The sequence below is a fragment of the Rhizobium sp. FY34 genome, from assembly GCF_005222845.1.
Classification (GTDB): domain Bacteria; phylum Pseudomonadota; class Alphaproteobacteria; order Rhizobiales; family Rhizobiaceae; genus Neorhizobium.
Map to the genome: position 1 here is coordinate 283,233 of NZ_STFZ01000018.1, position 25,359 is coordinate 308,591.

A 25,359-nucleotide genomic window follows, 5' to 3' on the forward strand; every position below is an offset into this window, starting at 1 on the left:
TAGGGCAGTCTTCCTGTCCTAATTCGAGCGGAATGCCGCAAAAAACAGTTAACCTTTGCTCTTGACGGTTGGCTGTCTTTTGCGGTGCACTCACGCTGTGTAGGAATAGCGGGTGCCGATTGGTGCTCAATCCCTGTCAACCTTGTCCGCTCGCGCGGCCTGAAGGAGGAAAGACGATGACGAAGGCTGAAACAGTGCATGGTGCCGCTGGCGAGACCGTGAAAGCCGCTTCGCCGGCCCGTCGTTCTCTCTCGGGCATGCCGTTTGCTCAGGGGCTCTATAACCCTAAGAACGAGCATGATGCCTGCGGCGTTGGCTTCATTGCCCATATGAAGGGCGTCAAGTCGCACCAGATCGTCAAGGATGGGTTGTTCATCCTGGAAAACCTCACCCATCGTGGCGCTGTCGGTTCCGACCCGCTGATGGGCGATGGTGCCGGCATTCTGGTGCAGATCCCGGATCGCTTCTTCCGCGAGGAAATGGCTAAGCAGGGTGTGACCCTGCCCAAGGCTGGCGAATATGCCGTCGGCCACGTCTTCCTGCCGCGTGATCCGGCCCAGATCGAGCACTTCAAGCAGGTGATGATCGATGTCGTGGCCGAAGAGGGGCAGCAGTTCCTTGGCTTCCGTGACGTGCCTGTCGACAATTCCTCACTGTCCAAGGCGCCGGATATTGCCGCGACCGAACCCTATCACTGTCAGATCTTCATCGGCGCTGGCCGCGATGCCGCGACGAACCATGATTTCGAGCGCAAGCTGTTTTTGCTGCGCAAGGTCATCTCCAACCGGATCTATGATGCCTTTGGTGGCGAGGAGACCGGCTTCTATCCGGTGTCGCTGTCTTCCTCGACGATTGTCTACAAGGGCATGTTCCTCGCCTATCAGGTGGGCGCCTATTACAAGGATCTCGCCGATCCGCGTTTCGAGACGGCGGTTGCCCTCGTGCACCAGCGCTTTTCCACCAACACTTTCCCGTCGTGGAAGCTGGCGCATCCCTACCGCATGGTCGCCCATAACGGCGAGATCAACACGCTGCGCGGCAATGTGAACTGGATGGCGGCGCGTCAGGCGTCCGTGTCCTCGCCCTTCTTCGGCGACGATATCTCCAAGCTTTGGCCGATCTCCTATGAAGGTCAGTCGGATACCGCCTGTTTCGACAATGCGCTCGAATTCCTCGTGCGCGGCGGCTATTCCATGGCCCATGCGGTGATGATGCTGATCCCGGAAGCCTGGGCCGGCAACCAGTCCATGTCGCCTGAGCGCAAGGCCTTCTACGAATACCATGCCGCTCTGATGGAACCGTGGGATGGGCCGGCCGCCGTTGCCTTCACCGATGGTCGCCAGATCGGCGCGACGCTGGACCGTAACGGCCTGCGTCCGGCGCGTTATGTCGTCACCGATGATGATCGCATCATCATGGCATCGGAAGCCGGTGTTCTGCCGGTGCCGGAAGAAACGATCATCAAGAAGTGGCGTTTGCAGCCGGGCAAGATGCTGCTCATTGACATGGAAAAGGGACGCATCGTTTCCGACGAGGAAGTGAAGAGCGAGCTTGCCACTAAGCATCCCTATCGGAATTGGTTGGATCGCACCCAGATCATTCTGGAAGACCTGAAGCCCGTGGAGCCGCGTGCGCTGCGTCGCGACGTATCGCTGCTCGACCGCCAGCAGGCGTTTGGCTATACGACCGAAGACACCAAGATCCTGATGTCGCCGATGGCGACGACCGGCCAGGAAGCCGTCGGCTCGATGGGCACGGATACGCCGATCTCTGCCATGTCGGCGAAGTCGAAGCTGCTCTATACCTATTTCAAGCAGAACTTTGCGCAGGTGACGAACCCGCCGATCGACCCGATCCGCGAAGAGCTGGTCATGAGCCTCGTGTCGTTCATCGGCCCGCGTCCCAACCTGCTGGACCATGAAGGAATGGCCAAGGCCAAGCGCCTGGAAGTGCGCCAGCCGATCCTGACCAATGGCGATCTGGAAAAGATCCGCTCCATCGGCCACATGGAAGACCATTTCGACACCAAGACTCTCGATTTCACTTATGATGTGGAGCGTGGCGCCGAGGGCATGCCGGAAATGCTTGACCGTTTGTGCGAACGGGCGGAAGCGGCCGTGCGCGGCGGTTACAACATCATCGTGCTGTCGGATCGCCAGATCGGCCCGGACCGCATCGCCATTCCGGCGCTTCTGGCCACCGCTGCCGTGCACCATCACCTGATCCGCAAGGGTCTGCGCACCTCGGTCGGTCTCGTGGTGGAAAGCGGCGAGCCGCGCGAAGTACATCACTTCTGCTGCCTGGCCGGCTTCGGCGCGGAAGCCATCAACCCCTATCTCGCATTCGATACGCTGATCGACATGCACAAGAAGGGCGAATTCCCGAAGGAAGTATCGGAAGACGAAGTCGTCTATCGCTACATCAAGGCTGTCGGCAAGGGCATCCTCAAGGTTATGTCCAAGATGGGCATCTCGACCTACCAGTCCTATTGCGGCGCGCAGATATTTGACGCAGTGGGCCTGTCGTCGGAACTGGTCGAGAAGTATTTCTTCGGCACTGCCACTTCCATCGAAGGCGTTGGCCTGACTGAAATTGCCGAGGAAACCGTTTCGCGCCACACCTCGGCTTTCGGTAAGGACCCGATTCTGGCCACAACGCTGGATGTCGGTGGCGAATATGCCTACCGCATGCGTGGCGAAAGCCATGCCTGGTCGCCGGATGCGATTGCCTCGCTGCAGCATGCCGTGCGCGGCAACAGCCAGGACCGCTACCGCGAATTTGCCGAAATGGTGAACGACAGCGCGTTGCGCATGAACACCATTCGCGGACTGTTCAAGGTGAAGTCCGCCGCCGAACTGGGTCGCACGCCGATCTCGGTCGATGCGGTCGAGCCGGCTGTCGATATCGTCAAGCGTTTCTCCACCGGTGCCATGTCCTTCGGCTCGATCAGCCGCGAGGCGCATACGACGCTGGCTATCGCCATGAACCGGATCGGCGGCAAGTCGAACACCGGTGAGGGTGGCGAGGAAAGCGACCGCTACCTGCCGCTGGCCGATGGGTCCTCCAATCCGGAACGCTCGGCCATCAAGCAGATCGCCTCTGGCCGTTTCGGCGTGACGACCGAATATCTGGTCAATGCCGATATGCTGCAGATCAAGGTGGCGCAGGGTGCAAAGCCCGGCGAAGGCGGCCAGCTGCCCGGCCACAAGGTGGATGCCACGGTTGCCAAGACCCGTCACTCAACGCCGGGCGTCGGCCTGATTTCGCCGCCGCCGCACCACGACATCTATTCGATCGAAGACCTGGCCCAGCTGATCTTCGACCTGAAGAACGTCAACCCGGTCTCGGATATTTCGGTCAAGCTCGTCTCGGAAGTCGGCGTCGGCACGGTTGCCGCCGGCGTTGCCAAGGCGCGCGCCGACCATATCACCGTCTCGGGCTTTGATGGCGGCACGGGGGCCTCGCCGCTCACCTCGCTGAAGCATGCCGGTTCCCCTTGGGAAATCGGCCTTGCCGAAACCCAGCAGACACTGGTGCTGAACGGCCTTCGTTCGCGCATCGCCCTGCAGGTGGATGGCGGCCTGAAGACCGGCCGTGACGTGATCATCGGCGCACTTCTCGGCGCAGACGAGTTCGGCTTTGCCACGGCACCGCTGATTGCCGCCGGCTGCATCATGATGCGCAAGTGCCATCTCAACACCTGCCCCGTCGGCGTTGCCACGCAGGATCCGGTCTTGCGCAAGCGCTTCAAGGGTGCCCCGGAACATGTGATCAATTACTTCTTCTTCGTTGCCGAAGAAGTGCGCGAAATCCTGGCCTCGCTCGGCTTTACCCGTCTCGACGATATCATCGGCGCGTCGGAACTGCTCGAGAAGGACGAGATGATCGCCCACTGGAAGTCCAAGGGTCTCGATTTCTCGAAGATTTTCCACAAGGTGGAGGCTCCGAAGGAAGCCACCTACTGGACCGAACGCCAGAAGCATCCGATCGACGATATTCTCGACCGCAAGCTGATCGAGAAGTCGATGCCGGCGCTGGAGGCCAAGGAGCCGGTTGTGTTCGAGGTTCCGATCAAGAATGTCGATCGTTCCGCCGGTGCCATGCTGTCGGGTGCGCTTGCCATGCGCTGGGGCCATAAGGGCCTGAAGGATGATACGATCCATGTCACGCTGCGTGGCACGGCCGGCCAGTCCTTCGGCGCTTTCCTTGCCCGCGGCATCACCTTTGATCTGGTGGGCGACGGCAATGACTATGTCGGCAAGGGCCTGTCGGGTGGCCGGATCATCGTGCGCCCGCCGGAAAATTCAAAGCTCGCCGCTGAACACTCGATCATCGTCGGCAATACGGTTCTTTACGGTGCAACCACCGGCGAATGCTATTTCCGTGGTGTGGCCGGCGAACGGTTTGCCGTGCGCAATTCCGGTGCCGTGGCGGTTGTCGAAGGCGTGGGTGACCACGGCTGCGAATACATGACGGGCGGCGTGGTGGTGGTTCTGGGTGAAACCGGCCGCAACTTTGCAGCCGGCATGTCTGGCGGCGTGGCCTATGTGCTGGATGAAATCGGTGATTTCGCCAAGCGCTGCAACATGGCCATGGTCGAGCTGGAACCGGTGCCGGAAGAAGACGACATGCTGGAGAAGCTCCACCACCGTGGCGGCGATCTCATGCACAAGGGGCGCGTGGACGTCTCCGGTGACATGACCCGCCATGACGAGGAGCGCCTCTACCAGCTGATCTCCAACCACCTGCATTACACGGGCTCCAACCGTGCCAAGGAAATCCTTGACCGTTGGAGCGAATATCGCCCGAAATTCCGCAAGGTCATGCCGGTCGAATACCGTCGTGCGCTGGAGGAGATGGAGCGCATGCGCATGGGTATTGCGGCGGAGTAGTTTTGCTCTTGAAGGTCTTGTGATATGACGTCGTCATATCACAAGGCGGAGATGATCATGTATCCAGTCCCAAAGGAGCGTAGGGCGAAGATATTTATGAACGGCAGAAGCCGAGCTGTCCGGATACCGAGCGATTTCGATCTCAGCGGAGATGAAGTTGTAATCCGTCAGGAGGTTGATGGCGTCATAACCATTCAACCCGCCAGGCAAAAACTTTCACCTGGCGGATTGATCGAATGGCTGAGGAAAGCGGAGCCACTGGGCGAGGATTTTCCGGAGATCGAGGATCTGCCTGTTCGGGAGATTGATCTGGACCTTCCGAAATGAGTTACCTGTTCGACACCAACGCCATTTCGGAATTTATCCGAAACCCGGATGGTCAGACTGCCAAAAGAGTGGCCGCGCTCAAGGATGGTGAACTGAGAACCAGCCTGATCGTCGCCGCCGAACTGAGATATGGGGCAGCCAAGAAAGGCTCCGAACGTCTGACACGGGTCATCGAGACAGTGTTGGCCGAATTTGAGGTGCTGCCCTGGGAAGCGCCGGCCGATGTTCACTATGCCTCGCTCAGAAACAGCCTGAGCCGAAGTGGGCAGCCGATCGGTGACATGGATATGCTGATAGCGGCACATGCACTCGCCCTAGACGCAGTGCTTGTAACGGACAATGAAAGAGAGTTTTCCCGCGTGCCGGGATTGAGAGTTGAAAACTGGCTGCGCTAGCGGCGGAGATTGAGGGTTGAAGACATGGGCAAGGTAACGGGTTTCCTCGAAATCGACCGGCAGGTGGCAAAATACCAGCCGGCCTCCGACCGCATTCGCCATTTCCGCGAATTCGCCATCCCGATGTCGGATGCCGAAGTCACCAAGCAGGCAGCGCGCTGCATGGACTGTGGCATCCCCTATTGCCATGGCCCGACCGGCTGCCCGGTGCATAACCAGATCCCGGACTGGAACGATCTCGTCTATAACAACAAGTGGGAAGAGGCGATCCGCAACCTCCATTCCACCAACAATTTCCCGGAATTCACCGGCCGTGTCTGTCCCGCTCCGTGCGAGGAGGCCTGCACGCTGAACCTGGAAGATGCGCCGGTCGCCATCAAGACCGTCGAGCAGGCTATTGCCGACAAGGCTTACGAACTGGGCTTCATCGCGCCGCAGCCGGCCACCGTGAAGACCGGCAAGCGCGTTGCCGTCATCGGCTCAGGCCCCGCCGGCCTTGCGGCTGCCCAGCAGCTTGGCCGCGCCGGCCATGAAGTGCATGTCTTCGAGCGCGAGAGCAAGCCCGGCGGGTTGCTGCGCTATGGCATCCCGGATTTCAAGATGGAGAAGAACTTCATCGACCGCCGCGTCGAGCAGATCACCGGCGAAGGCGTCACCTTCCATTGCGGTGTCAATATCGGCGTCGATATGCCCATGCAGCAGCTTCTGGATGCGCATGATGCGGTTGTCTATTGCGGCGGCTCGGAAACCCCGCGCCCGGCCGGCATTCCCGGTGTCGATCTGCACGGCGTCTATGATGCCATGCCCTATCTGGTGCAGCAGAACCGCCGCGTCGGCCGCGAAAACATCGACAGCGTCGGCTGGCCCTCGGAGCCGATCCTGGCCGGTGCGAAGCACGTCGTCGTCGTCGGCGGTGGCGATACGGCATCCGACTGCGTCGGCACTGCCTTCCGTCAGGGCGCCGTCAAGGTGACGCAGCTCGACATTCGCCCCATGCCGCCCGAGAAGGAAGACAAGCTCGCCGTCTGGCCGTTCTGGGCCACGAAGATGCGCACCTCCTCCAGCCAGGCCGAAGGCGCAAACCGCGAATTCCAGGTTGCGACGCTGGAATTTGTCGGCGAAGACGGTCAACTGACCGGCGTGCGCTGCTGCCAGGTGGATGAGCGCCGCAAGCCGATTGCCGGCACGGATTTCATCATCAAGGCTGATCTGGCCTTCATCGCCATTGGCTTTTCGGGTCCTGCCAAGGAAGGCGTGCTGACCGAGATGGAAGGCAAGCTGGCGCTCAATGTCGATCGCCGCGGTTCCACCAATGTCATCGCCAATGAGCGCGACTACAAGACCTCCGTTGACAAGCTCTGGGCTGCCGGTGACGTGCGCCGTGGCCAGTCGCTGGTCGTCTGGGCAATCCGTGAAGGTCGCCAGGTGGCCCGCGCCATCGACGAGGCGCTGATGGGCGCCACCGTTCTGCCCGCCTGATCCGTTTCCCCACCTGTCAGCCCGGTTCGCCGGGCTGATCTTTTTTCCCCTTTCATTTACCGGATACCCGGCCATGTCGTTGAAACTCTATCTTGCCGGGCCGGAGGTTTTTCTACCCAATGCCCGCGAAATTCTCGATGCCAAGGCGGCGATGACCCGCGCCTATGGCTTTGAGCCGATCTGCCCCGGTGACATATCGATCGAGCCGGCACCGACCCGCCATGAATTCGGCCTGAAGATCAGCGGCGTAGACGAGGACATGATGAACCGCGCTGATGGGGTGATTGCCAATCTCACGCCGTTTCGCGGGATCGCGGCCGATGTTGGCACGGCCTTCGAGCTTGGCTATATGTGCGCTCAGGGCAAGCGCGTTGCCGCCTATACCAACATGACTGCCAACCATTTCGCCCGCACCCGCGATTTTTATGAGGGCGATATCCGCGAGGGTGCCGATGGCCGCAAGCGTGGTCCCGACGGCCTGTCGCTTGAAGATTTCGACATGATCGAAAACCTGATGCTGCATGGCGGGATCGAGCGTCGTGGCGGGCATATTGCCGTGCATGCGGCGGCTATGGATGCGCTCTATACCGACCTTACGGCATTTGAAGAATGCCTGTCGGTTCTCGCCTCCGGCAAGGCAAAGCCTGCCCTCTCGGCTTGAATTGCCAGTCGCTTTACTGCGGTGTCGCGCCGGTCGTGTCGGCGCGGTAATAGTCCACCCGGCCGATCGGCGCTTCGGCCATGGCGCCTTTCGTCAACAGCAGGCTGCGCGGCGTGTCCGTGGGTATGCTCGCCGGGCCGGCGGCACCCAGCAGATCCTTGCCGCCATCGAGTTCCGGATCTGAGAGGCTGATCGGCTGGCTCGGAACATTGGCCTCGGCCTCCGGCGGCAGGCTGGAGAGAAGCGGCAGATTGCCGGCATCGAGGCGGATCAGCTCGCTTATGCCGAGATCTCCCAGATAACGGCGGGCGAGCTTTTCCACGTAGAAGGCGAGCTTGCGCTTGCCGGCCTCGGTGAAACCCAGACCGTCCGCGCCACGTAGGCGCACCTGCTGGCCGTTGATATCCGAGCCGGTGACGATGAACTGCCCGCCTTCATCGACAAAGCCATCCCAGATGTCGACGAATTCACCGCCCGTCTTTTCGACCGTCTGCCGGTAGATGCCGTTGAGGGTCACGGCATCGGCCGTCAGTGATGGCGACTGGAAGGCCGGCAATCCGACCCAGAGAAGCGGCAGCTTGCGTTCTATAACGATCAGCGCCAGTTGCGCCACGCGCGCCTCGTATTCTTTCAGCCAGGCCTCGGTGCGAAATTTTTCGCGGATATCGCCTATGCTCATGGCCTGGCGGTCATTGGCGCCGATCATTACCACGACCATGGCCGGCTTCTCTGCGTCCAGAAGCTGGCGCAACTCGCGCGGCCAATCGTAGAAATCCTGTCGCACGAGGCCGGAGGAGCCGGACCCGTTTTCCAGAATGGCCACGGTCGGATCTTCGGCAAAGGCGGCAGAAAGGCCAGTTGCAAGGCCTGACGCGGTAAAATCGCCGATGACGAGGATCTTGCGGGCGTTTTCCATCTTGTCGGCGGCAATCGGCGGGGCGGCTGCGACCGGCGCCGAGGGTGCGGTAGGCAATCGCCGCGGCAGAGGCGTGACGGCATCCGGCTCGCGGTTGCGCTGGCGGGGCGGCTGGATGTCGATGATCGACCGGCGTGGCGGTGGCTGCTGGGCACGGCGGTCACCAAACATCAGGTCGAGAAGCGTGCGCCTTTCCTGCGCAAGCGCCGGCGCTGTGTGCCCCTGCAGGACCAACAGAACGCAGACCGCGACAAGGCTGCGCCGTGCTTTCGCCTTCACCATGCCTGCCGTGGCCTCCCTTATGCCGCTGCCATCTGGCGCGCGACACTCCAATGTCATTTGCGCAGGGCGTGCAACAGCGATTTCGACGGTTCGCCATCACTTTGCATGCCAAGTCGTGTCTGCAGGGCACTGATGGCGGCCTTGGACCCTGAGCCGAAATTGCCGTCGATCTCGCCATCATAATAGCCGAGGGCCTTCATGCGGCTTTGCAGCTCGAATTTTTCCTTGATGTCCAGCGTGCCGTTCGGCCGCGGCCAGGATTGCGTCATGCCGCCGACGCCGGCGATTTCATCGGCCAGAAGTCCGACGCCGAGCGCATAGCTGTCGGCCGCATTATATCGCTTGATGACGAAGAAATTCTTGGTCATCAGGAAGGCAGGGCCACCGGCGCCGGCCATCAGCTTCAACTCGGCCCGGTCGCCCTGGCGCGGAAATTTCTTGCCGTTTGGTCGCGTGAAGCCCAGCGCTGCCCATTGGGCCAGCGTCTTCGTCTGGCCGGCATAGCGCGCCGCACCCGCCGGCAGAACCGCTTCATAGCCCCAGCTATGCCCCGTCTGCCAGCCGTTCTCGGCCAGAAGATTGGCAGCCGTTGCCAGCGCATCCGGGATCGATGTCCAGATATCGCGCTTTCCATCGCCATCCGCATCGACGGCATAGAGCAGGTAGCTGGTCGGGATGAATTGTGTGTGGCCCATGGCGCCGGCCCAGGACCCGGTCAGGTGGCTCGGTGTCACATCGCCCCTCTGCAGGATTTTCAAAGCTGCGATCAGCTGCGTGCGGGCAAATTTGGCACGCTTGGGATCACCCCAGGCCAGTGTCGCCAGCGCCTGCGGCACGTGATGCAGCCGGTCGTGCTTGACCAGAACTGCACCATAATTGGATTCCATGGACCAGATGGCGAGCAGGATATGCTTGTCGACGCCAAAATGCTTTTCGAGCGCATTTAGTGTGCGCCCGTGACGCGCCAGCATCTCGCGGCCAATGCGGACAGTATAGGGGTTTACCCGCGAATCGAGATAGTCCCAGATCTGCGACTTGAACTCTGGCTGGAAGTTGGCCTTGTCCAGAACTTCTTTGTCCGGCGCGGTAACGCCAGCAAATGCCTGCTCATAGGTCGAGCGGCTGATACCGTTTTCGGCAGCGGACTGGTAGAATTTGGAGACCCACGACTTGAAACTCGCATCTGCTCGGGCATCTATCGCCGAAGTCACAACCATCATTGTGGCGATGGTGGCGAGGGCGAAGCGATGGTTGCGAAGAATTGTCATCAGCAGCCGTTTCCCTTGTGCTGTCCGGTCTCAAATATGCCAGGATCGGGAACGACGCCCTGGCTACGCCACAGGGTAAGCCGACAGTGTCAACAAATTCTTTACCATAAGGACACGCTTCTGTCATTGTTTGTGAGATGGTAGTGATTATTCAATAAGCGATGCAGTGCACCGCAATGAATGTAAGTGCTCTAGGAGGCATGAGTGGGACAACAGAAGATTCGTAAGGCCGTATTCCCCGTCGCTGGTTTGGGTACACGCTTCCTTCCGGCAACCAAGGCGGTTCCGAAGGAAATGCTGACCGTCGTCGACAAGCCGGTCATTCAGTATGTCGTCGATGAAGCAGCGGAAGCCGGCATCGAGCATTTCGTTTTCGTTACCGGCCGTGGGAAGGGTGTCATCGAAGACTATTTCGACATCCAGTTCGAACTCGAGCAGATGCTGCGCGAGCGCAACAAGAATGCCGAACTGACGCTTCTCGCCGATCTTCTGCCGACTGCCGGCACGGCGAGCTTCACGCGCCAGCAGGTTCCGCTCGGTCTCGGCCACGCCGTCTGGTGCGCCCGTGATATTGTTGGCAATGAGCCGTTTGCCGTTCTCCTCCCCGACATGATCATGTCATCGGAAAAGAGCTGCCTGAAGGGCATGGTCGAGGTCTATGACAAGACCGGCGGCAATGTTCTGGCCGTGGAAGAATGCGATCCGGCCCTGGCACACAAGTATGGTATTGTCGGCGTTGGCGACAAGGTTGGCGAGGAAGGCTTCAAGATCACCCAGATGATCGAAAAACCGGCCAAGGGCACTGCCCCGTCGAACTTTTTCATCAATGGCCGCTACATCCTGCAGCCGGAAATCTTCAAGATCCTGGAAACCCAGGAGCGCGGCGCCGGCAACGAAATCCAGCTGACCGACGGCATGCTGGCGCTGGCCAAGAGCCAGGATTTCTCCGCCTACCACTTCAAGGGCGAAACCTATGACTGCGGCGCCAAGGATGGCTTCATCCTGGCCAATCTCGCCTTCGCCCTGAAGCGCGACGATATCCGCCCGCTGATCGAAGGTCCGCTGAAGGCGATCACCTCGAAGCTCTGAGCTTCACTGCACCGTGTAAAAACGAAAAGCCTCGCAGGCGAGAATCTGCGAGGCTTTTTTGTGGAGTCTGAGATCAGCGGCGCAGGCTGAGACCGAGTCCCGCCCGTACCAGGTTGCTGTCCGTGCCGCCGGCCACATCAGTATGCTCGTAGCCAACCGTTGCGGTCACGTCGAAATAGCGGTTGATGGTCCACACGAGACCGGCCCCGAGCTGCCAGTCGGTTTCGCTTGCCGTTGCGGGAAAGTCGCGAAGCGTGGTCGAACCGTTGAGCCGGCCGGTGAGATCGTTCAGCAATTGCTGGCTGACCCCGGTGCTCAGCTGATATTCCACCCAGCCGCTGGAACCGGGCGTCGTCGAATCCTGAATGGTGGTGCGCAGTCCGGCATCTACTTCCGTGCCGCGATGCGGCGACCAGACGAGCGTGCCATCGGTGGTAAAGGCCTCAATGGAGGAGAGCCGCGCGTCCTCGTAATTGACGGTGGCATAGCCGAGGCCCAGTTCGCCGCGCAGCTTTTCGCCGAAATCAAATTGCAAGCCGGTGCGCCCGCCATAGCTCTTGGATGAGCGCGCATAGCCCGACGCGTCGCGTTCCTCGTCGTAATTCGACTGGCCGATCGTTGCCTCGATGAAGGGAATGAGCGCCGGCGACAGTTCGTAACCGAGGCGCACGCGCCCTTCGACGGCGGTGCGATCACGGTCGCTGAGGCTGAGGTTGCTGCCATCGGAAAGCCTTGCACTGCCATAGGCAACGCGGGTGGCGGCAAGCGCTGCCGTGCCGCGCAACAGGCCGAGATCACGGGTAACGGCTGCGCCCGCCGTATAGCGATCGACACCGGCCTGGGTGCTGGCAGAGGAAATGGCGTTCGGATCGTTGGCGTCTTCGCGCTCGAAAGCATAGCCGGTCGTCAGGTTGACGATCGTCTCGTCGGAAAGGTCGAGCCGCAGATCGGCGTTGATGTTTGCCTGCGGTTCCGTTGCGCGGTTGCCGCTCAGATTGCGTTCATAAGTGCCCTGTCCGGTCACCGTCAGCGCATGGCGCGACCAGTCGGAGGTCAGCGTCGCATTGCCGGTGGTGGCCAGATAGCTGCGGCTGGATGTGGTGGTGCCGCTTTTCGTGCGTTCCGAATTAATGCTCTGGTTGACCGTGGGGCGCAGGGTGAAGGTGCCGATGCGCACGCCCATGCCGTCATCGGTTCTGCCAAGCGGTTCTTCGCCGGGCTCGATGGCCGTATCTGCGGGTTCGATCAACTGGTTAATATCGTCGGCTTCAAAGCCGTCCACGGCATTCAGCGTCTCGCCTTGCAGCATGCCACCACGCAGGGCGGTGTTGCTGGCAGCGTTTGCGCTTTGCTCCGGGCTCAGCTCTGTGCTAGCGGCATCGCTGGTGACATCGGTTTCGTTGTCTGCCGCAGCTGCGCTTGTCGTTGTCCCGCTTGTCGCTGCCCTTGTGGCAAAGGGGCTGGCTTGCGCAGTGGTCTCCGTTGCCGGGCTTTGCGCCTGCGCACCGGTCGGCAGCAGGATGACGACCGATGCAACGAGGAGCGCAAGCCGCGCGTCACGTCGGGTCGAAAAACCGCCGTTGGGTAAGGAGATCGTCATTGCGCCTGCCTGGCATGGTGAATTGCTTACCCAAAGGTAAAGCAGGCTGGTTAACGATTGATTGAGAATGCGGTGTCAACGCACTTGGCGGCGCATGGACTTCGAACACAGCGCAGGATAATTTCAGGCATGGATACAAACACAGTCATGAACACCAATGTCGAAGCGGATGCCGTTCGTTCTGCCCTGAAGACCATCGCTTTGGAAAAGGCCGGACTTGCAGCGCTGGAAGCGGCGCTTCAGAACGGGCTTGGCGAACCGATGCGCCGCGCCGTCGAGATGATTTCCGGCATTACCGGGCGCGTCATCCTGACCGGCGTCGGCAAAAGCGGGCATATCGGCGTCAAGCTGGCTGCCACCTTCGCCTCCACCGGCACGCCGGCCTCCTTCGTGCATGCGGCGGAAGCCAATCATGGCGATCTCGGCATGATCGCCGCCAATGATCTGGTGATCGCGCTGTCGAAGGGCGGCGAAAGCGCCGAACTGCGCAGCATTCTTGCCTATACGCGGCGGTTTTCCATTCCGCTGATCTCGCTCACCTGCGCGCCGGATTCGTCGCTGGCCAAGGCATCGGACCTCGTTCTGCTGCTGCCCAATGAGCAGGAAGCCTGTCCGCATGGGCTGGCGCCCACGACATCCACCATGATGCAGCTGGCCATGGGCGATGCGCTAGCGATTGCGCTCCTCGAGGCACGCGGCTTTACCGCCCATGATTTCCACGTCTTCCATCCGGGTGGCAAGCTGGGTGCCAGCCTTATCCATGTGAAGGACATCATGCACACCGGCGACCGCCTGCCGTTGGTGCCTTGCGGCACGTCCATGCAGGAAGCCGTTCAAGTTCTGTCGCACAAGCGCTTTGGTTGCGTTATCGTAGCGGACGGGGATGGTAGGATCGCCGGCATCATGACCGCTGGCGATCTCTCACGAAATCTCACCCGGAATCTGGGAGCTTTGACTGTCGATGACGTCATGACGCGGACGCCGAAAACGGTGCCGCCGGACACCTTGGCAACGACTGCTTTGGCGATGATCAACAAGCACAGCATCGAAGCATTGGTCATTGTTGATGAGACAAAGCGGCCTGTCGGCCTCATTCACTTCCACGATCTGCTGCGCATCGGCGTCGCCTGATACGCACCTGTCTCAGGCGACGGGTTCGACAATCAGCTCGTTGCCATCCCACACAGCAACCCGCACCCGCATGCCGGCCGGCAGATCCGGGCCGGAGACCGACCACCAGGTATCATCCAGCCGGATGCGTCCGCGTCCCTCGCGGATGGGCTCCACCAGCGTTGCCGTGCGCCCGACAAGACTCTGACCCCGCTGGTTGAGCAGCGGTTCGTCGGTGGTGATATCCCGGCCACCGAAAAAGTGGCGGCCGGTAAGCGTCATGGCGATGGAAAGTACGGCAAACAGCACCAGTTGCACATGCCAGCCCCAGAAGGCCATGTCCCACAGCGCCAGCGAGGCGCCGCCCATCACCAGGGCTGCAAGCCCTATCCAGATCAGGAAATTGCCGGGTGCGGCAAGTTCTGCCGCCAGAAGCACAAGGCCGAGGATCAGCCAGCTCCAGGGCCCAAGCCCGGCGAGGAGGTTCACCAGCATGTCAGCTCTCCGGCGTTGTGAAGGGCTTGACGGTTGGCGTTGACCGGGCAGGGGTGACGCGGCGTACGGAACCGGCTGCTGCATCGCCATTATCACCGAAGACTTCGCGGGCAATCGCACCGATGCCGCCGAGCGATCCGATAAGCGCCGAGGCTTCCATCGGCATCAGCACGATCTTAGAATTGCTGGATGTGCCGATCGCTGCCATGGCTTCGGTGTATTTCTGGGCGACGAAATAGTTGATGGCGTTGACATTGCCGGCGGCAATCGCGTCCGACACCATCTGCGTCGCCTTGGCTTCCGCTTCGGCCAGACGCTCACGGGCTTCTGCCTCGCGGAAGGCGGCTTCGCGGTCGCCCTCGGCCTTCAGCACGGCGGCCTGCTTGGCGCCTTCGGCGCGCAGGATCTGCGCATTGCGCGAACCTTCGGCCTCCAGCACCTGGGCGCGCTTTTCACGCTCCGCCTTCATCTGCCGGCCCATGGATTCAACCAGATCGCGCGGCGGCTGGATATCCTTGATCTCGACGCGGGTGACCTTGATACCCCAGGGGCCGACCGCATCATCCACCACGCGCAGCAGTCGTTCGTTGATGACTTCGCGGTTCGACAGAAGCTCATCGAGATCCATCGAGCCCATGACCGAGCGGATATTGGTCATGGTGAGGTTCTGGATGGCATTTTCCAGGTTGGAAATCTGATAGGCGGCCTGCGCCGGATTGAGGACCTGGTAGAAGGCGACCGCATCGGCCGAGACGCTGGCATTGTCCTTGGTGATGACCTCCTGCGTCGGCACGTCCAGCACCTGCTCCATCACATTCATCTTGGCACCCAGCTTGTCGATGAAGGGGATGATCAGGTTGAGGCCCGGATCGAGCGTGCGCGTATAGCGGCCGAAACGCTCCACCGTGTAGCGGTAGCCCTGCGGCACGGTCTTGATCCCGGCAAACAGCACAAGGATGACGAAGACCACAAGTGCAATGACGACGATATCGAAGCCGGACAGATCCATGTGCCTCTTCTCCTTGAAGATGGGTGATGCTCGCCCTCATGTAGGTTACGCAGGCACATGATGCCAGTGGCCGTGGCCATGCGTTGCGTTTGCGTCGCGGTGCATTTTCGGTTATCAGGCCCGCCTTAGAACCACCGGTCGCAGCCTACCCGGTAAAAACAAGGACCCTGACCCATGAAGATACTCGTCGTCTGCTCCGGCGGACTCGATTCCGTGACGCTTGCCGAAAAGGTGGCCGCGGAACACCAGTTGATCGGCCTGATTTCCTTCGACTATGGCCAGCGCCATAAAAAGGAGCTGGATTTCGCCGCCCGAGCTGCCGCCCGTCTCGGCGTGCCGCATGATGTGATCGACATTTCCGGCATTGGCCGTCACCTGACAGGTTCGGCACTCACCGATGATCTCGATGTGCCGGACGGGCACTATGCCGAGGATACGATGAAGGTGACGGTGGTGCCCAACCGCAATGCCATCATGCTGTCCATCGCCTTCGGGCTTGCTGCTGCCCGCAAGGCAGACGCCGTGGCCGTTGCCGTGCATGGCGGCGATCACTTCATCTATCCAGACTGCCGGCCGGGTTTCATCGACAGTTTCCAGGTGATGCAGGACCATGCGCTGGAAGGCTATGCGGACGTGGTGCTGTATGCGCCCTTCGTGCGGATCTCCAAGGCCGATATCGTCACCGAAGGGGCAAGGCTTGGCGCCTCCTTCGCCGAGACCTGGTCCTGCTACAAAGGCGGGCAGCATCATTGCGGGCGTTGCGGCACCTGCGTGGAGCGTCGCGAGGCCTTCTTCCTGGCCGGCGTCGAGGATCCGACACATTACGAGGACCCGGATTTCTGGAAGGCCGCCACGGTCGGCTTCAAGGCCGAGGCGGTGTGACGCCATGTTCAGGATCACCAAGGAATTTCACTTTTCCGCTTCGCACCAGCTGACGCATTTGCCCGATGACCACCAGTGCGCCCGCCTGCATGGCCATAATTACATCGTCGTCGTGGAGCTTGCCGGCGAGGCGCTGAACAGCGATGGCTTCGTGCGCGATTATCACGAGCTGAAAGTGCTGAAGACCTATATCGATGATGAGTTCGACCATCGTCACCTGAACGATGTGATGGGCACGTCCATGTCTACGGCGGAAAATCTCGCCCGCCATTTCTACGACTGGTGCAAGCAGCGCTTTCCCGAAACCTCTGCCGTGAAGGTCAGCGAGACGCCGAAGACCTGGGCGGAGTACCGACCGTGAGCGTGAACGAGACCTCGCTGATCCGCATCAGCGAGATTTTCGGGCCGACCATTCAGGGCGAGGGCGTGCTGATTGGCCAGCCGACTGTTTTCGTGCGCACCGGCGGCTGCGATTACCGCTGTTCGTGGTGCGACAGCCTGCATGCGGTGGAAAGCCGCTTCCGCGCTGACTGGAAGCCGATGAGCGTCGAGGCGATCTGGGCGGACGTCCGTGCCTTGTCCTCTGGCCGGCCGCTCACCGTCTCCCTGTCGGGCGGCAATCCGGCCATTCAGCCGCTCGGAGACCTCATCGCGCATGGCCATGGCCTCGGCTATCGTTTTGCGCTGGAAACGCAGGGCTCGATTGCAAAACCCTGGTTTGCCGATCTCGACGTGCTGGTTCTGTCGCCCAAGCCGCCATCCAGCGGCATGAAGACGGATTTTGCAGCCCTTGCCGACTGTCTGGCGATGGCGGGGGAAAAGCCGCGCATCGTGCTGAAATTCGTCATTTTCGACGAGGCCGACTATGCCTTTGCCGGCAGGGTGGCAAGCCTGCATCCGGGCCTGCCGGTCTATCTCCAGCCCGGCAACCACACGCCACCGCCGCCGGAGGCCGACGACGCCGTGATCGATCTCGACGGCATCATGGAGCGCATGCATTGGCTGGTTGACCGGGTGATCGCCGATGGCTGGTTTTCCGCAACCGTTTTGCCGCAACTGCATGTACTGCTCTGGGGCAACCGGCGCGGGGTATGATCCATTCAAACCTCTGATTGGACCATCAGCGCATCCTGCGCGAATTTCGGCAGATGATCCCGACGAGGCGCCCCGATGAAGCTGCAATTGATCCGCAATGCCACGCTGAAGCTTCACTATGCGGGGCGCTGCATCCTGATCGACCCCTATTTTGCGCCGCGCCATAGCTTGCCATCCTATACAGGCCGCTCTGCCAATCCGCTGGTCGATCTGCCGTTGCCGGTTCCAGACATCCTCGATGGCGTCGAATTGGTCATTGTTTCGCACCTGCATTCGGACCATTTCGATAGTGTCGCCAAGGCGCTTGTACCCAAGGACCTGCCCATTCTCTGCCAGCCGGGCGATGAGGGCGAGATTGCCAAAGCGGGGTTCACGGATGTGACGCCGCTTGCCGATGAGATCGACTGGCAGGGCATTCGCTTCACGCGCTGCGAGGCAAGCCATGGGCTGGGGCCGGTGGTCGAAATCATGGGCAAGGTCATGGGCGTTTTGATCTCCAGCCCGAAAGAGCCAAGCCTCTACTGGGCCGGCGATACGGTGCTTTACCCGCCGGTTTTGCAGAGGATCCGCTGCGACAGGCCGGATATCACCGTCAGCCATTCCTGCGGTGCGCTCTGGGATGATGATCTGATCGTCATGGATGCGGCTGAGACGGTTCATCTCGCGAACGCCGCTCTGGCGGCGAATGCCGGCGCGATTGTCGTTGCCACGCATATGGAGGCGCTGGACCATGCCAGCGTCAGCCGTGACGATCTGCGCGCCGCAGCCAATGCCGCCAGGATTGGCGTGGACAGACTTGTCATTCCGCAGGACGGTGAGGCGATCAGTTTCGAGATCTGAGGCAGGATGAAAGCGGCGCCGGTCGGAACGGCGCCGCCATTTCCGATTTACACCCAGCCCATCAGTTCGCGGCGGGTGATGTGTTCCAGTACGCGCATGCCGTCCTCGCTGTCGTTCAGGCAGGGGATATGCGAAAACTTCTCGCCGCCATTGTGCAGGAAATCCTCGCCGGCTTCCACGGCGATTTCTTCCAGCGTTTCCAGGCAATCGGAGACGAAGCCGGGATTGAGAATGGCGATGCGCTTGACGCCGTCCTTGGCGAGCTTTTCCACGGTCTTGTCGGTATAGGGCTGCAGCCATTCTTCCGGCCCGAACCGTGACTGGAAGGTCAGCATCATCCTATCCTTTTCCCAGCCCAGACGGTCGCGCAGCAGGCGCGTCGTCTTGTAGCACTGGCAGTGATAGGGGTCGCCCTTGTTGAAATAGGACATCGGGATGCCGTGATAGGAGGTGATGACGAGTTCAGGCTCCCAATCCAGCGTCGCCAGGTGCTTTTCGATCGAACAGGCCAACGCATCGATATAGACCGGATCGTCATGATAGCGCGGCACGGTGCGAAGCGCCGGCTGCCAGCGCATCTTCAACAGCGCCTTGAAGGCCTCGTCATTGACCGTGGCGGTCGTTGCCGCCGCATATTGCGGATAGAGCGGGAAGAGCAGGATCTTCTCGCAGCCGGCCTTCTGCATTTCTTCCATCTTGGCCTGGATGGCTGGCTGGCCGTAACGCATGGCCCAATCGACATGCACATGCGGCATGTCCTTGAAGCGTTCCGCCAGGATTTCCGCCTGGTTGCGCGTATAGGTGCGCAGATAGCTCTCGTCGAGATCCTTGTTCCAGATGCTCTTATAGGCCTCGCCGACCTTCTGCGGACGCTTGTTCAAGACGATGCCATAGAGGATCGGATACCAGAACAGCCGCGACCATTCGATGACGCGTTTGTCGGTCAGGAATTCCGCCAGATAGCGGCGCATCGACCAGTAGTCGGTGCCGTCCGGTGTGCCGAGATTGACGATGAGAACACCGACCTTGCCGAAACGAACGGGTGGGTGATCGGGCGGCAGATGAGAGACGGGGGCATTCGACATCAATAAATTTCCCGGAAAAATGCGTGAAGGTCCAAGTCCGGCTACGCAGGCCGGAACCGTTCAGTTCTCTGTAGAAACAAAAAACGGCCCGGGAAAGCCCGGACCGTTGTCCTTTGTCGTGACAAATGGTCCCTGATGCTGCGGCTTACTTGGCCGGCAGCAGCAGTTCGGCGCCAACGGCGATCACATTGGGATTGCGCAGCGTGTTTGCCTTGGCAATCTTGGTCCACTGTTCACCGTCGCCATAGGCTGTTTCGGCGATCTTCCACAGCGATTCACCCTTGAGCACGATATGCTTGGTCGGGCCGGCCGGAGCCGGAGCGGCAGGCGCTACCGGGGCGGGGGCGGCAGGCGCTGCGGCCACAACCGGTGCGGCTGGCGCTGCCGGCGCTGCAGGAGCAGGAGCGACTGCCGGTGCTGCGGGTGCAGGTGCAGGTGCAGGTGCTGCAGCAACAGCCGGGGCTGCCGGAGCGGCTGCGGGGGCAGCGGCAGCCGGTGCCGGAGCCTTCGGCGGAGCCACATAGCCAGCCGGCGTCAGGTCCTTGATGCGACCGTCCGTATAGGGCTTGTAGGGCGAATTGGCGCTGATGTAATCGGCCACGGCCTGTTCCAGGTTCGGCCCGAAGTCATAAGGGTTCACCGCATTGGTGGCGAACATCTTGAAGCCGTCGCCGCCGCCGCGCACATAATTGTTGGTCACGACGCCATAGGTCTTGGCCGGATCGAGCGCCACGAAGCCCGTGCCTTCCTTGACCATCACGTCGCTGACGCGGCTGCCGACCGGCTTGGAACGGTCGAAGGCATAGGTCATGCCGCCCACCTGCACGAAGCGGCCTGCGCCGTCCTCGATCTGGCTGACACCGTTTTCAAGGGCCGCCTTCAGATCGGCACCCTTGATCTGGAAGGTTGCGATCGTGTTCTGGAACGGCAGGACCGTCAGAACTTCGCCCATTGTCACATCGCCCTGGTCGATGGAGGCACGCAGGCCCCCGCCATTGACGATGGCGATCGTGATGCCCTGTTCCTTGACACGGGCGAGCGAGGCGTCGGCAACGAGATTGCCCATCGAGCATTCCAGTGCACGGCATACCTTGCGGTCGCCGTTGATATCGCCTTCAGACGTGCCGACAACCTTCTTCTTCAATTCTTCCAGCGGCGCGCCGAGTTCCTTCACCTTGGCCACATAGGCTTCGTCCGGCTTCACCGATGCATCGAGAAGCTTCGGCCCGCCGGTTGCCGATTTCACCACGCCATTGTCGTCGAAGGTGACCGTCAGTTCGCCGAGATATTTGGAATAGGCATAGGCCGTGACGACCGGAATTTCGACGCCTGCCGGGTTCTTCACCATGGTCGGATAGGGACCGGAGGACTTCGGGTCTGTCGAGGACAGGTAGGTGTGGCTGTGGCCGCCGACCACCACGTCGAGACCATCGACGGCTGCTGCGATTTCCTTGTCCTTGTTATACCCGACATGTGTCAACGCAACGATCTTGTTGACGCCCTGGGCCTGCAGGTCCTTCACGGCCGAGCGCAGATAGGTGATTTCGTCTTCAAACGAGATATCCGGGCCAGGTGAAGAGGTCTCGCCGCTATCGGTTGCCAGAACCGAGACGACACCCACCTTCTGGCCGCCGATCTCCTTGACCACATAGCCCTTATACTTGCCGTCGAGCAAAGTGCCCTTCTTGGCAATCGTGTTGCCGGAAATGATCGGGAACTTCAGCGCCGCAATAAATTTGTTCAGCTCTTCCGGGCCGTCGTCGAATTCGTGGTTGCCGATTGCCATGGCATCAAAGCCGATGCCGTTCATGAAGTCGGCAACCGGGGCGCTCTTGAAGGTCGAATAGTAGAGCGATCCCTGGAACTGGTCGCCGGCATCGAGAACCAAGATATTGGCGCCGCTATTGGCCGCGCGGAAACCATCGATAGCGCTTTTGACGCGCGCAATGCCGCCGAAGCATTCATTGGCATCGGCTTCCTTCTGCGAACACGTGGCGTCGGACTTGTTGATCGCCTCGATGCGCGAATGCAGATCGTTGATGTGCAGGATGTCGAGCTTGTAGTCGGCAAAGGCCACCCCGGCGGACAGGGCGAACGTCGTCGCTGCGACTACACTTAAACCCACGCGTCTGATCATCATCGTAACTCCTGTTGTTCAGGCGACGGTTTGCGCCGCCTTGTTCCGCCTGTTTTTAATTATGGATTGTGACAGTCATTCCACTTGGCATGTTTCCATCAAGGAAGAGCGACTTCAAGCGAAATATGACAGGCGTGCCGCGCTCTATCCACACAAGCTGTGGCTGCAGAATTATTTCAGCCTGCCCGGTCGCTCCCGGCGTGCTTGGTCCAGATATGCAAAACCCCGCCGGAGCGGGGTTTCAGGAGAGATGAGCAAGCTGAATGGTCAGATGCGCCGTGTCAGTGAGAATTGCGAGCCGCTATCGGCCGTGCAGTTGAGCTGCGAGGGCGAGACCATGGCGCAGTTGACGCGTGATTGGGTCTGGCGAACAATCGAGGTCATGTTGATCTCGACCAGCGTGGGCGACACATTGGTATAGGTGCCGCTGGCCAGAAGTGCGTTGGTATCGGTCGCGCGGGTGTTGAACGTGCCGCCCTGGAAGGTGGATACGATGCCGTTCGGATCGACCCAGCTGCCTTCGACGCCCTGCGGCTGCGGGGGTGGTGGGGCAATGCGCGGTCCCGGCGATGAAACGCAGGCCGTCAGCATTGCAGCGGCAACAACCGCCAGGGCTCCCTTGATCTTCATAGTCTGTCTCCCGCGATTCGCTCGCCAATCTCTAAAATAACGATGGCGCGAACCCCCATCTAATGCAAGGCGGACACATTGACAGTCCGCCTTGCCTGTTTTCCCCGCAAAGCTTCGTTATGCGGGCTGAAATCCGATCAGGTGCGTACCAGAATATTCTTGAACTGCCAGGGGTCCTTCTCGTCCAGCTCTTCCGGGAAGAGGCCCGGACGGCCATCAAGCGGCGTCCAGTCCGTATAATGGCCTTCGACCGGGCCAAGATAAGGGGACTGAACTTCCAGGCAGCGCTTGTAATCGACTTCGTCGGCTTCGACGATACCGGCCTTCGGGTTCTCGATGGCCCAGACCATGCCGGCGAGCACGGCAGAGGTTACCTGCAGGCCCGTGGCGTTCTGATAGGGCGCGATGCGACGGGTTTCTTCCAGCGAAAGGCGTGAGCCATACCAGTAGGCGTTCTTTTCGTGGCCGTAGAGCAGCACGCCGAGTTCGTCGATACCCTCTTCCAGCTCATGTTCGTCGAGAACGTGCAGGACCGGCTGTGCTGTGCCGCCATTGCCGAACATTTCGTGCAGCGACAGCACGGCATCATTGGCGGGATGGTAGGCGTAATGGCAGGTCGGGCGATAGACGACTTCGCCATCCTTCTCGACCGTGAAATAATCGGCAATCGAGATGGATTCGTTGTGGGTGACGAGGAAGCCGTATTGCGGGCCGGGTGTCGGGCACCAGGTGCGAACGCGGGTATTGGCGCCGGGCTGTTCCAGATAGATGGCTGCCTTGCAGCCCTTCTTGTGCTTCTTGGCGTTCTTCGGCATCCAGTTCTCATGGGTGCCCCAGCCGAGTTCGGCTGGCTGCAGGCCTTCCGAAATGAAGCCTTCGACCGACCAGGTGTTCCAGAACACATTGAGGGGCTTGGGGTGCTTGGTCAGCTGCGTGTCGCGTTCGGCAATGTGGATGCCCTTGACGCCGAGCTTCTTCATCAGCTTGGCCCAGCCTTCGCGGTCGTTCTGGTCGGGCTCTTCGAACTTCAGGCCGGTGTCTGTGGCCAGGTTGACGAGCGCCTGCTTGACGAACCAGGACACCATGCCCGGATTGGCGCCGCAGGTGGACACGGCCGTCGTGCCGCCGGGGTTCTTGCGCTTTTCAGCCCGTACGGTTTCGCGCAGCGCGTAATTGGTGCGCTCGGAATTCTTCATGCTCTTGTCGAAGTAGAAGCCGAGCCAGGGTTCGACGACGGTATCGATATAGAGCACGTCCAGCTTGCGGCAGAGCTTCATCAGGTCGAGCGAGCCCGTATCAACCGAGAGGTTGACGCAGAAACCCTGGCCTTCGCCTTCGGTCAGAAGCGGCTTCAGCAGTTCTTTGTAGTTTTCCTTGGTCACATGCGCCTTGATGTGACGCACGCCATGCTTGGCCAGGATCTCCATGTCGGAGGGCTCCTCGCGCGGGTCGATGACGACCATCCGGCTCTTGTCGAATTTGAAATGGCGCTCGATCAGCGGCAGCGTACCGCGCCCGATCGAACCGAAGCCGATCATTACGATCGGGCCGGTGATTTCGCCATAAACCGGATAGGTCTGCGTGGTCATTGCGTATCTCCTTAGAAGGGCGGCTGCGCGCGGCTCTGATGTCCGCAAAGCTTTGTCTGAAAAGCTTGCCGGGACCGTTTGCGCCCTAGATCACAATTCCACGACAGAATAAAGACCGTCCTTCCGGCAAGTGCGTGCTGGCGAGTGCTTGGCACCCGCCGCCTCCGATCAGATGGCCACCCGGTTCTGCCCGACCTGCTGTCTGCGCAGATGCCGGAACAGGCCAAGCATGGTCATGACGAGGCCCGCAGAGATCAGCGCCAGCCACAGGCTTTCGACTGGATTGGAAGCGGCGACCGCAATGCAGTCAGTATAGGCAAGATACCAGAAACCGACATAGATCAGCATGAAGAACGCCAGCGCAACATAATAGATCAGCGGAAGCAGCAAGGCCCGCGCTGCAAGCGAGTGCGACGGCAGGCTTGCAAGGGCGCCGATGCGACCATTGCCGAACACCACGGTGATGCCGAGCGCGGCGATGATGGGCATGTGGCCGACGAGATCCACGCGGCCGAAATCCACGACGGCGCCGAGGAAGATAAAGGCGAGCACCACGGCCGAGGCCCGGCTGGATGCCTTGCCGCCCAGCAGAAGCATGGCGGCCGCGCCAAATTCCACCCAGCCGGCAAAATTGAGGAAAACTTCCGGCGGCATGCCCATGGAGAGATGTGGAAACTTGGCCAGGAGCGGTATCGACCAGCTGGCATAGGCCCATTTTTCGATGGCCGCCCACATCAATGTCCAGGACATGAAAAGGGCAAGAACGCCCAGCCTGTCTTTGGCAAGCCAGTTCAGCCGCCTGATGCCGAGATAGTCGACGCTGATTCCGATGACGTAAAAGGCGATGCCGAAGAACAGCGGATAGTCGAGCAGATGGTAGATGCCATATTGTCGTGCCGCCCCTGTCCAGAGACAGATCAGGCCAGCTCCGGCCAGCCAGGTTGTCTGCCGGCTGAGGCATGTCAGCGCCAGCAGCAGTTGAAGCCATTGCAGGGAAGGGTTTTGGGCAAACAGTTCCGGCGTCAGCCAGATCGGGGCGGGCAGAAGCCAGAGCCAGGACAGCCAGACGCCAAGTGCGACGCGAATCAGCCGATCGGCCACGATGAATGGCTCGTTCGTCAGCGCTGTCGGCAGCGCCATGCCCTTGTGGGCGACATCAAAGCCGATGCACAGCCACAGCGCCGGCAGGCTCAAGGCGAAACCGACCAGCCAGGGCCAGTTCGCCATGAAGTCCAGCGGCGAGACCGGCGCCACGGACAGATCATAGGGTTGAAACCATTTCACATGCGCGCAGGCGGCTGTGGGCCAACTCGCCATCGTGATGCAGAGCGCAATAATGACTGCCTGTTTCGTGCCGAGACGGCTTGCCGACGATCCAAATGTAAGCATGGAAATATCTCTTGCGGCGACTATAAAGCCATTATGCTGCATAGCGTTTTAGCCGCAAGAAGGCAGAATAAAGTAACCTTCACATTCGCAGAGTGAAATGTATTTCTACTTTTGAGTGTGTTATTCTGAAATTTTCCAGCCGGCTGAAAGATCGATAGAAAGACTATGATTTTAATAGAATCATACTCT

21 protein-coding genes are annotated in these 25,359 nt (G+C 60.5%); 11 read left to right on the plus strand and 10 right to left on the minus strand.

Going from position 1 to position 25,359, the window contains the following annotated elements; translation table 11 throughout:
- Positions 1-176 precede the first annotated feature (176 nt).
- From gltB to E8M77_RS15615, 5 genes are all read left to right on the plus strand, one after another.
- Complete coding sequence (gene gltB / locus E8M77_RS15595; protein ID WP_137131548.1) at positions 177-4,892, plus strand: glutamate synthase large subunit; 4,716 nt, start codon at positions 177-179, stop codon at positions 4,890-4,892.
- A gap of 24 nt (positions 4,893-4,916) precedes the next feature.
- A complete protein-coding gene (locus E8M77_RS15600; protein WP_137131549.1) occupies positions 4,917-5,219 on the plus strand; it encodes an AbrB/MazE/SpoVT family DNA-binding domain-containing protein in 303 nt (100 codons plus the stop codon).
- On the plus strand, positions 5,216-5,614 hold the full coding sequence (locus tag E8M77_RS15605) for a type II toxin-antitoxin system VapC family toxin (protein WP_137131550.1): 399 nt from the start codon (positions 5,216-5,218) through the stop codon (positions 5,612-5,614). Before E8M77_RS15600 ends, E8M77_RS15605 begins: the two co-directional genes overlap by 4 nt.
- A gap of 24 nt (positions 5,615-5,638) precedes the next feature.
- Positions 5,639-7,093 carry a glutamate synthase subunit beta gene (locus E8M77_RS15610; protein ID WP_137131551.1) on the plus strand — a complete coding sequence of 485 codons (1,455 nt, stop codon included), beginning with the start codon at positions 5,639-5,641 and terminating at the stop codon, positions 7,091-7,093.
- A gap of 73 nt (positions 7,094-7,166) precedes the next feature.
- Positions 7,167-7,754 (plus strand): nucleoside 2-deoxyribosyltransferase, encoded by a 588-nt coding sequence (locus E8M77_RS15615; RefSeq protein WP_137131552.1) that lies wholly within the window; start codon positions 7,167-7,169, stop codon positions 7,752-7,754.
- A gap of 13 nt (positions 7,755-7,767) precedes the next feature.
- Here the strand turns inward: E8M77_RS15615 and E8M77_RS15620 are convergent, their stop codons facing one another.
- Together E8M77_RS15620 and E8M77_RS15625 are read right to left on the minus strand one after the other, a co-directional pair.
- On the minus strand, positions 7,768-8,952 hold the full coding sequence (locus tag E8M77_RS15620; protein ID WP_137131553.1) for a DUF459 domain-containing protein: 1,185 nt from the start codon (positions 8,950-8,952) through the stop codon (positions 7,768-7,770).
- 53 nt (positions 8,953-9,005) lie between these two features.
- On the minus strand, positions 9,006-10,220 hold the full coding sequence (locus tag E8M77_RS15625) for a lytic murein transglycosylase (protein ID WP_137131554.1): 1,215 nt from the start codon (positions 10,218-10,220) through the stop codon (positions 9,006-9,008).
- Between the two features lie 204 nt (positions 10,221-10,424).
- On the opposite strand from E8M77_RS15625, the gene galU reads away from it, so the two are divergent.
- Positions 10,425-11,309: a UTP--glucose-1-phosphate uridylyltransferase GalU gene (galU, locus tag E8M77_RS15630; RefSeq protein WP_137131555.1), complete on the plus strand. Its 885-nt coding sequence runs from the start codon at positions 10,425-10,427 to the stop codon at positions 11,307-11,309.
- A gap of 73 nt (positions 11,310-11,382) precedes the next feature.
- Here the strand turns inward: galU and E8M77_RS15635 are convergent, their stop codons facing one another.
- Positions 11,383-12,909 carry an outer membrane beta-barrel protein gene (locus E8M77_RS15635; protein WP_137131556.1) on the minus strand — a complete coding sequence of 509 codons (1,527 nt, stop codon included), beginning with the start codon at positions 12,907-12,909 and terminating at the stop codon, positions 11,383-11,385.
- Between the two features lie 147 nt (positions 12,910-13,056).
- On the opposite strand from E8M77_RS15635, the gene E8M77_RS15640 reads away from it, so the two are divergent.
- Positions 13,057-14,040 (plus strand): KpsF/GutQ family sugar-phosphate isomerase, encoded by a 984-nt coding sequence (locus E8M77_RS15640; protein ID WP_137131779.1) that lies wholly within the window; start codon positions 13,057-13,059, stop codon positions 14,038-14,040.
- Between the two features lie 12 nt (positions 14,041-14,052).
- On the opposite strand, the gene E8M77_RS15645 is transcribed toward E8M77_RS15640, so the two are convergent.
- Together E8M77_RS15645 and E8M77_RS15650 are read right to left on the minus strand one after the other, a co-directional pair.
- Positions 14,053-14,514: an NfeD family protein gene (locus tag E8M77_RS15645; protein ID WP_137131557.1), complete on the minus strand. Its 462-nt coding sequence runs from the start codon at positions 14,512-14,514 to the stop codon at positions 14,053-14,055.
- Between the two features lies 1 nt (position 14,515).
- Positions 14,516-15,523: an SPFH domain-containing protein gene (locus E8M77_RS15650; protein ID WP_137131558.1), complete on the minus strand. Its 1,008-nt coding sequence runs from the start codon at positions 15,521-15,523 to the stop codon at positions 14,516-14,518.
- A 174-nt stretch (positions 15,524-15,697) separates the two neighbouring features.
- Between E8M77_RS15650 and queC the strand changes: the two genes are divergently transcribed.
- The 4 genes from queC to E8M77_RS15670 all read left to right on the plus strand — a co-directional run bounded on the left by queC (position 15,698) and on the right by E8M77_RS15670 (position 18,340).
- Positions 15,698-16,405 (plus strand): 7-cyano-7-deazaguanine synthase QueC, encoded by a 708-nt coding sequence (queC, locus tag E8M77_RS15655; RefSeq protein ID WP_137131559.1) that lies wholly within the window; start codon positions 15,698-15,700, stop codon positions 16,403-16,405.
- 4 nt (positions 16,406-16,409) lie between these two features.
- On the plus strand, positions 16,410-16,766 hold the full coding sequence (gene queD / locus E8M77_RS15660; protein WP_137131560.1) for a 6-carboxytetrahydropterin synthase QueD: 357 nt from the start codon (positions 16,410-16,412) through the stop codon (positions 16,764-16,766).
- A complete protein-coding gene (queE, locus tag E8M77_RS15665) occupies positions 16,745-17,500 on the plus strand; it encodes a 7-carboxy-7-deazaguanine synthase QueE (protein ID WP_246659299.1) in 756 nt (251 codons plus the stop codon). The genes queD and queE overlap by 22 nt, the downstream gene beginning before the upstream one ends.
- A gap of 75 nt (positions 17,501-17,575) precedes the next feature.
- The gene (locus E8M77_RS15670) at positions 17,576-18,340 is read left to right on the plus strand and encodes an MBL fold metallo-hydrolase (RefSeq protein ID WP_137131562.1); all 765 of its coding nucleotides are present in this window, start codon (positions 17,576-17,578) and stop codon (positions 18,338-18,340) included.
- Between the two features lie 47 nt (positions 18,341-18,387).
- On the opposite strand, the gene hemH is transcribed toward E8M77_RS15670, so the two are convergent.
- The 5 genes from hemH to E8M77_RS15695 all read right to left on the minus strand — a co-directional run bounded on the left by hemH (position 18,388) and on the right by E8M77_RS15695 (position 25,170).
- Positions 18,388-19,425, minus strand: a complete 1,038-nt coding sequence (gene hemH, locus E8M77_RS15675) for a ferrochelatase (RefSeq protein ID WP_137131563.1) — start codon at positions 19,423-19,425, stop codon at positions 18,388-18,390.
- A 145-nt stretch (positions 19,426-19,570) separates the two neighbouring features.
- Entirely contained in the window at positions 19,571-21,562 is a 1,992-nt protein-coding gene (locus E8M77_RS15680; RefSeq protein WP_137131780.1) for a 5'-nucleotidase C-terminal domain-containing protein, read from the minus strand.
- Between the two features lie 267 nt (positions 21,563-21,829).
- Entirely contained in the window at positions 21,830-22,192 is a 363-nt protein-coding gene (gene omp10, locus E8M77_RS15685) for an outer membrane lipoprotein Omp10 (protein WP_137131564.1), read from the minus strand.
- Between the two features lie 137 nt (positions 22,193-22,329).
- Positions 22,330-23,781, minus strand: coding sequence for a homospermidine synthase (locus E8M77_RS15690; protein ID WP_137131565.1), 1,452 nt, complete (start codon positions 23,779-23,781; stop codon positions 22,330-22,332).
- Positions 23,782-23,949: 168 nt separating this feature from the next.
- The gene (locus tag E8M77_RS15695) at positions 23,950-25,170 is read right to left on the minus strand and encodes a hypothetical protein (protein ID WP_137131566.1); all 1,221 of its coding nucleotides are present in this window, start codon (positions 25,168-25,170) and stop codon (positions 23,950-23,952) included.
- Positions 25,171-25,359 lie beyond the last annotated feature (189 nt).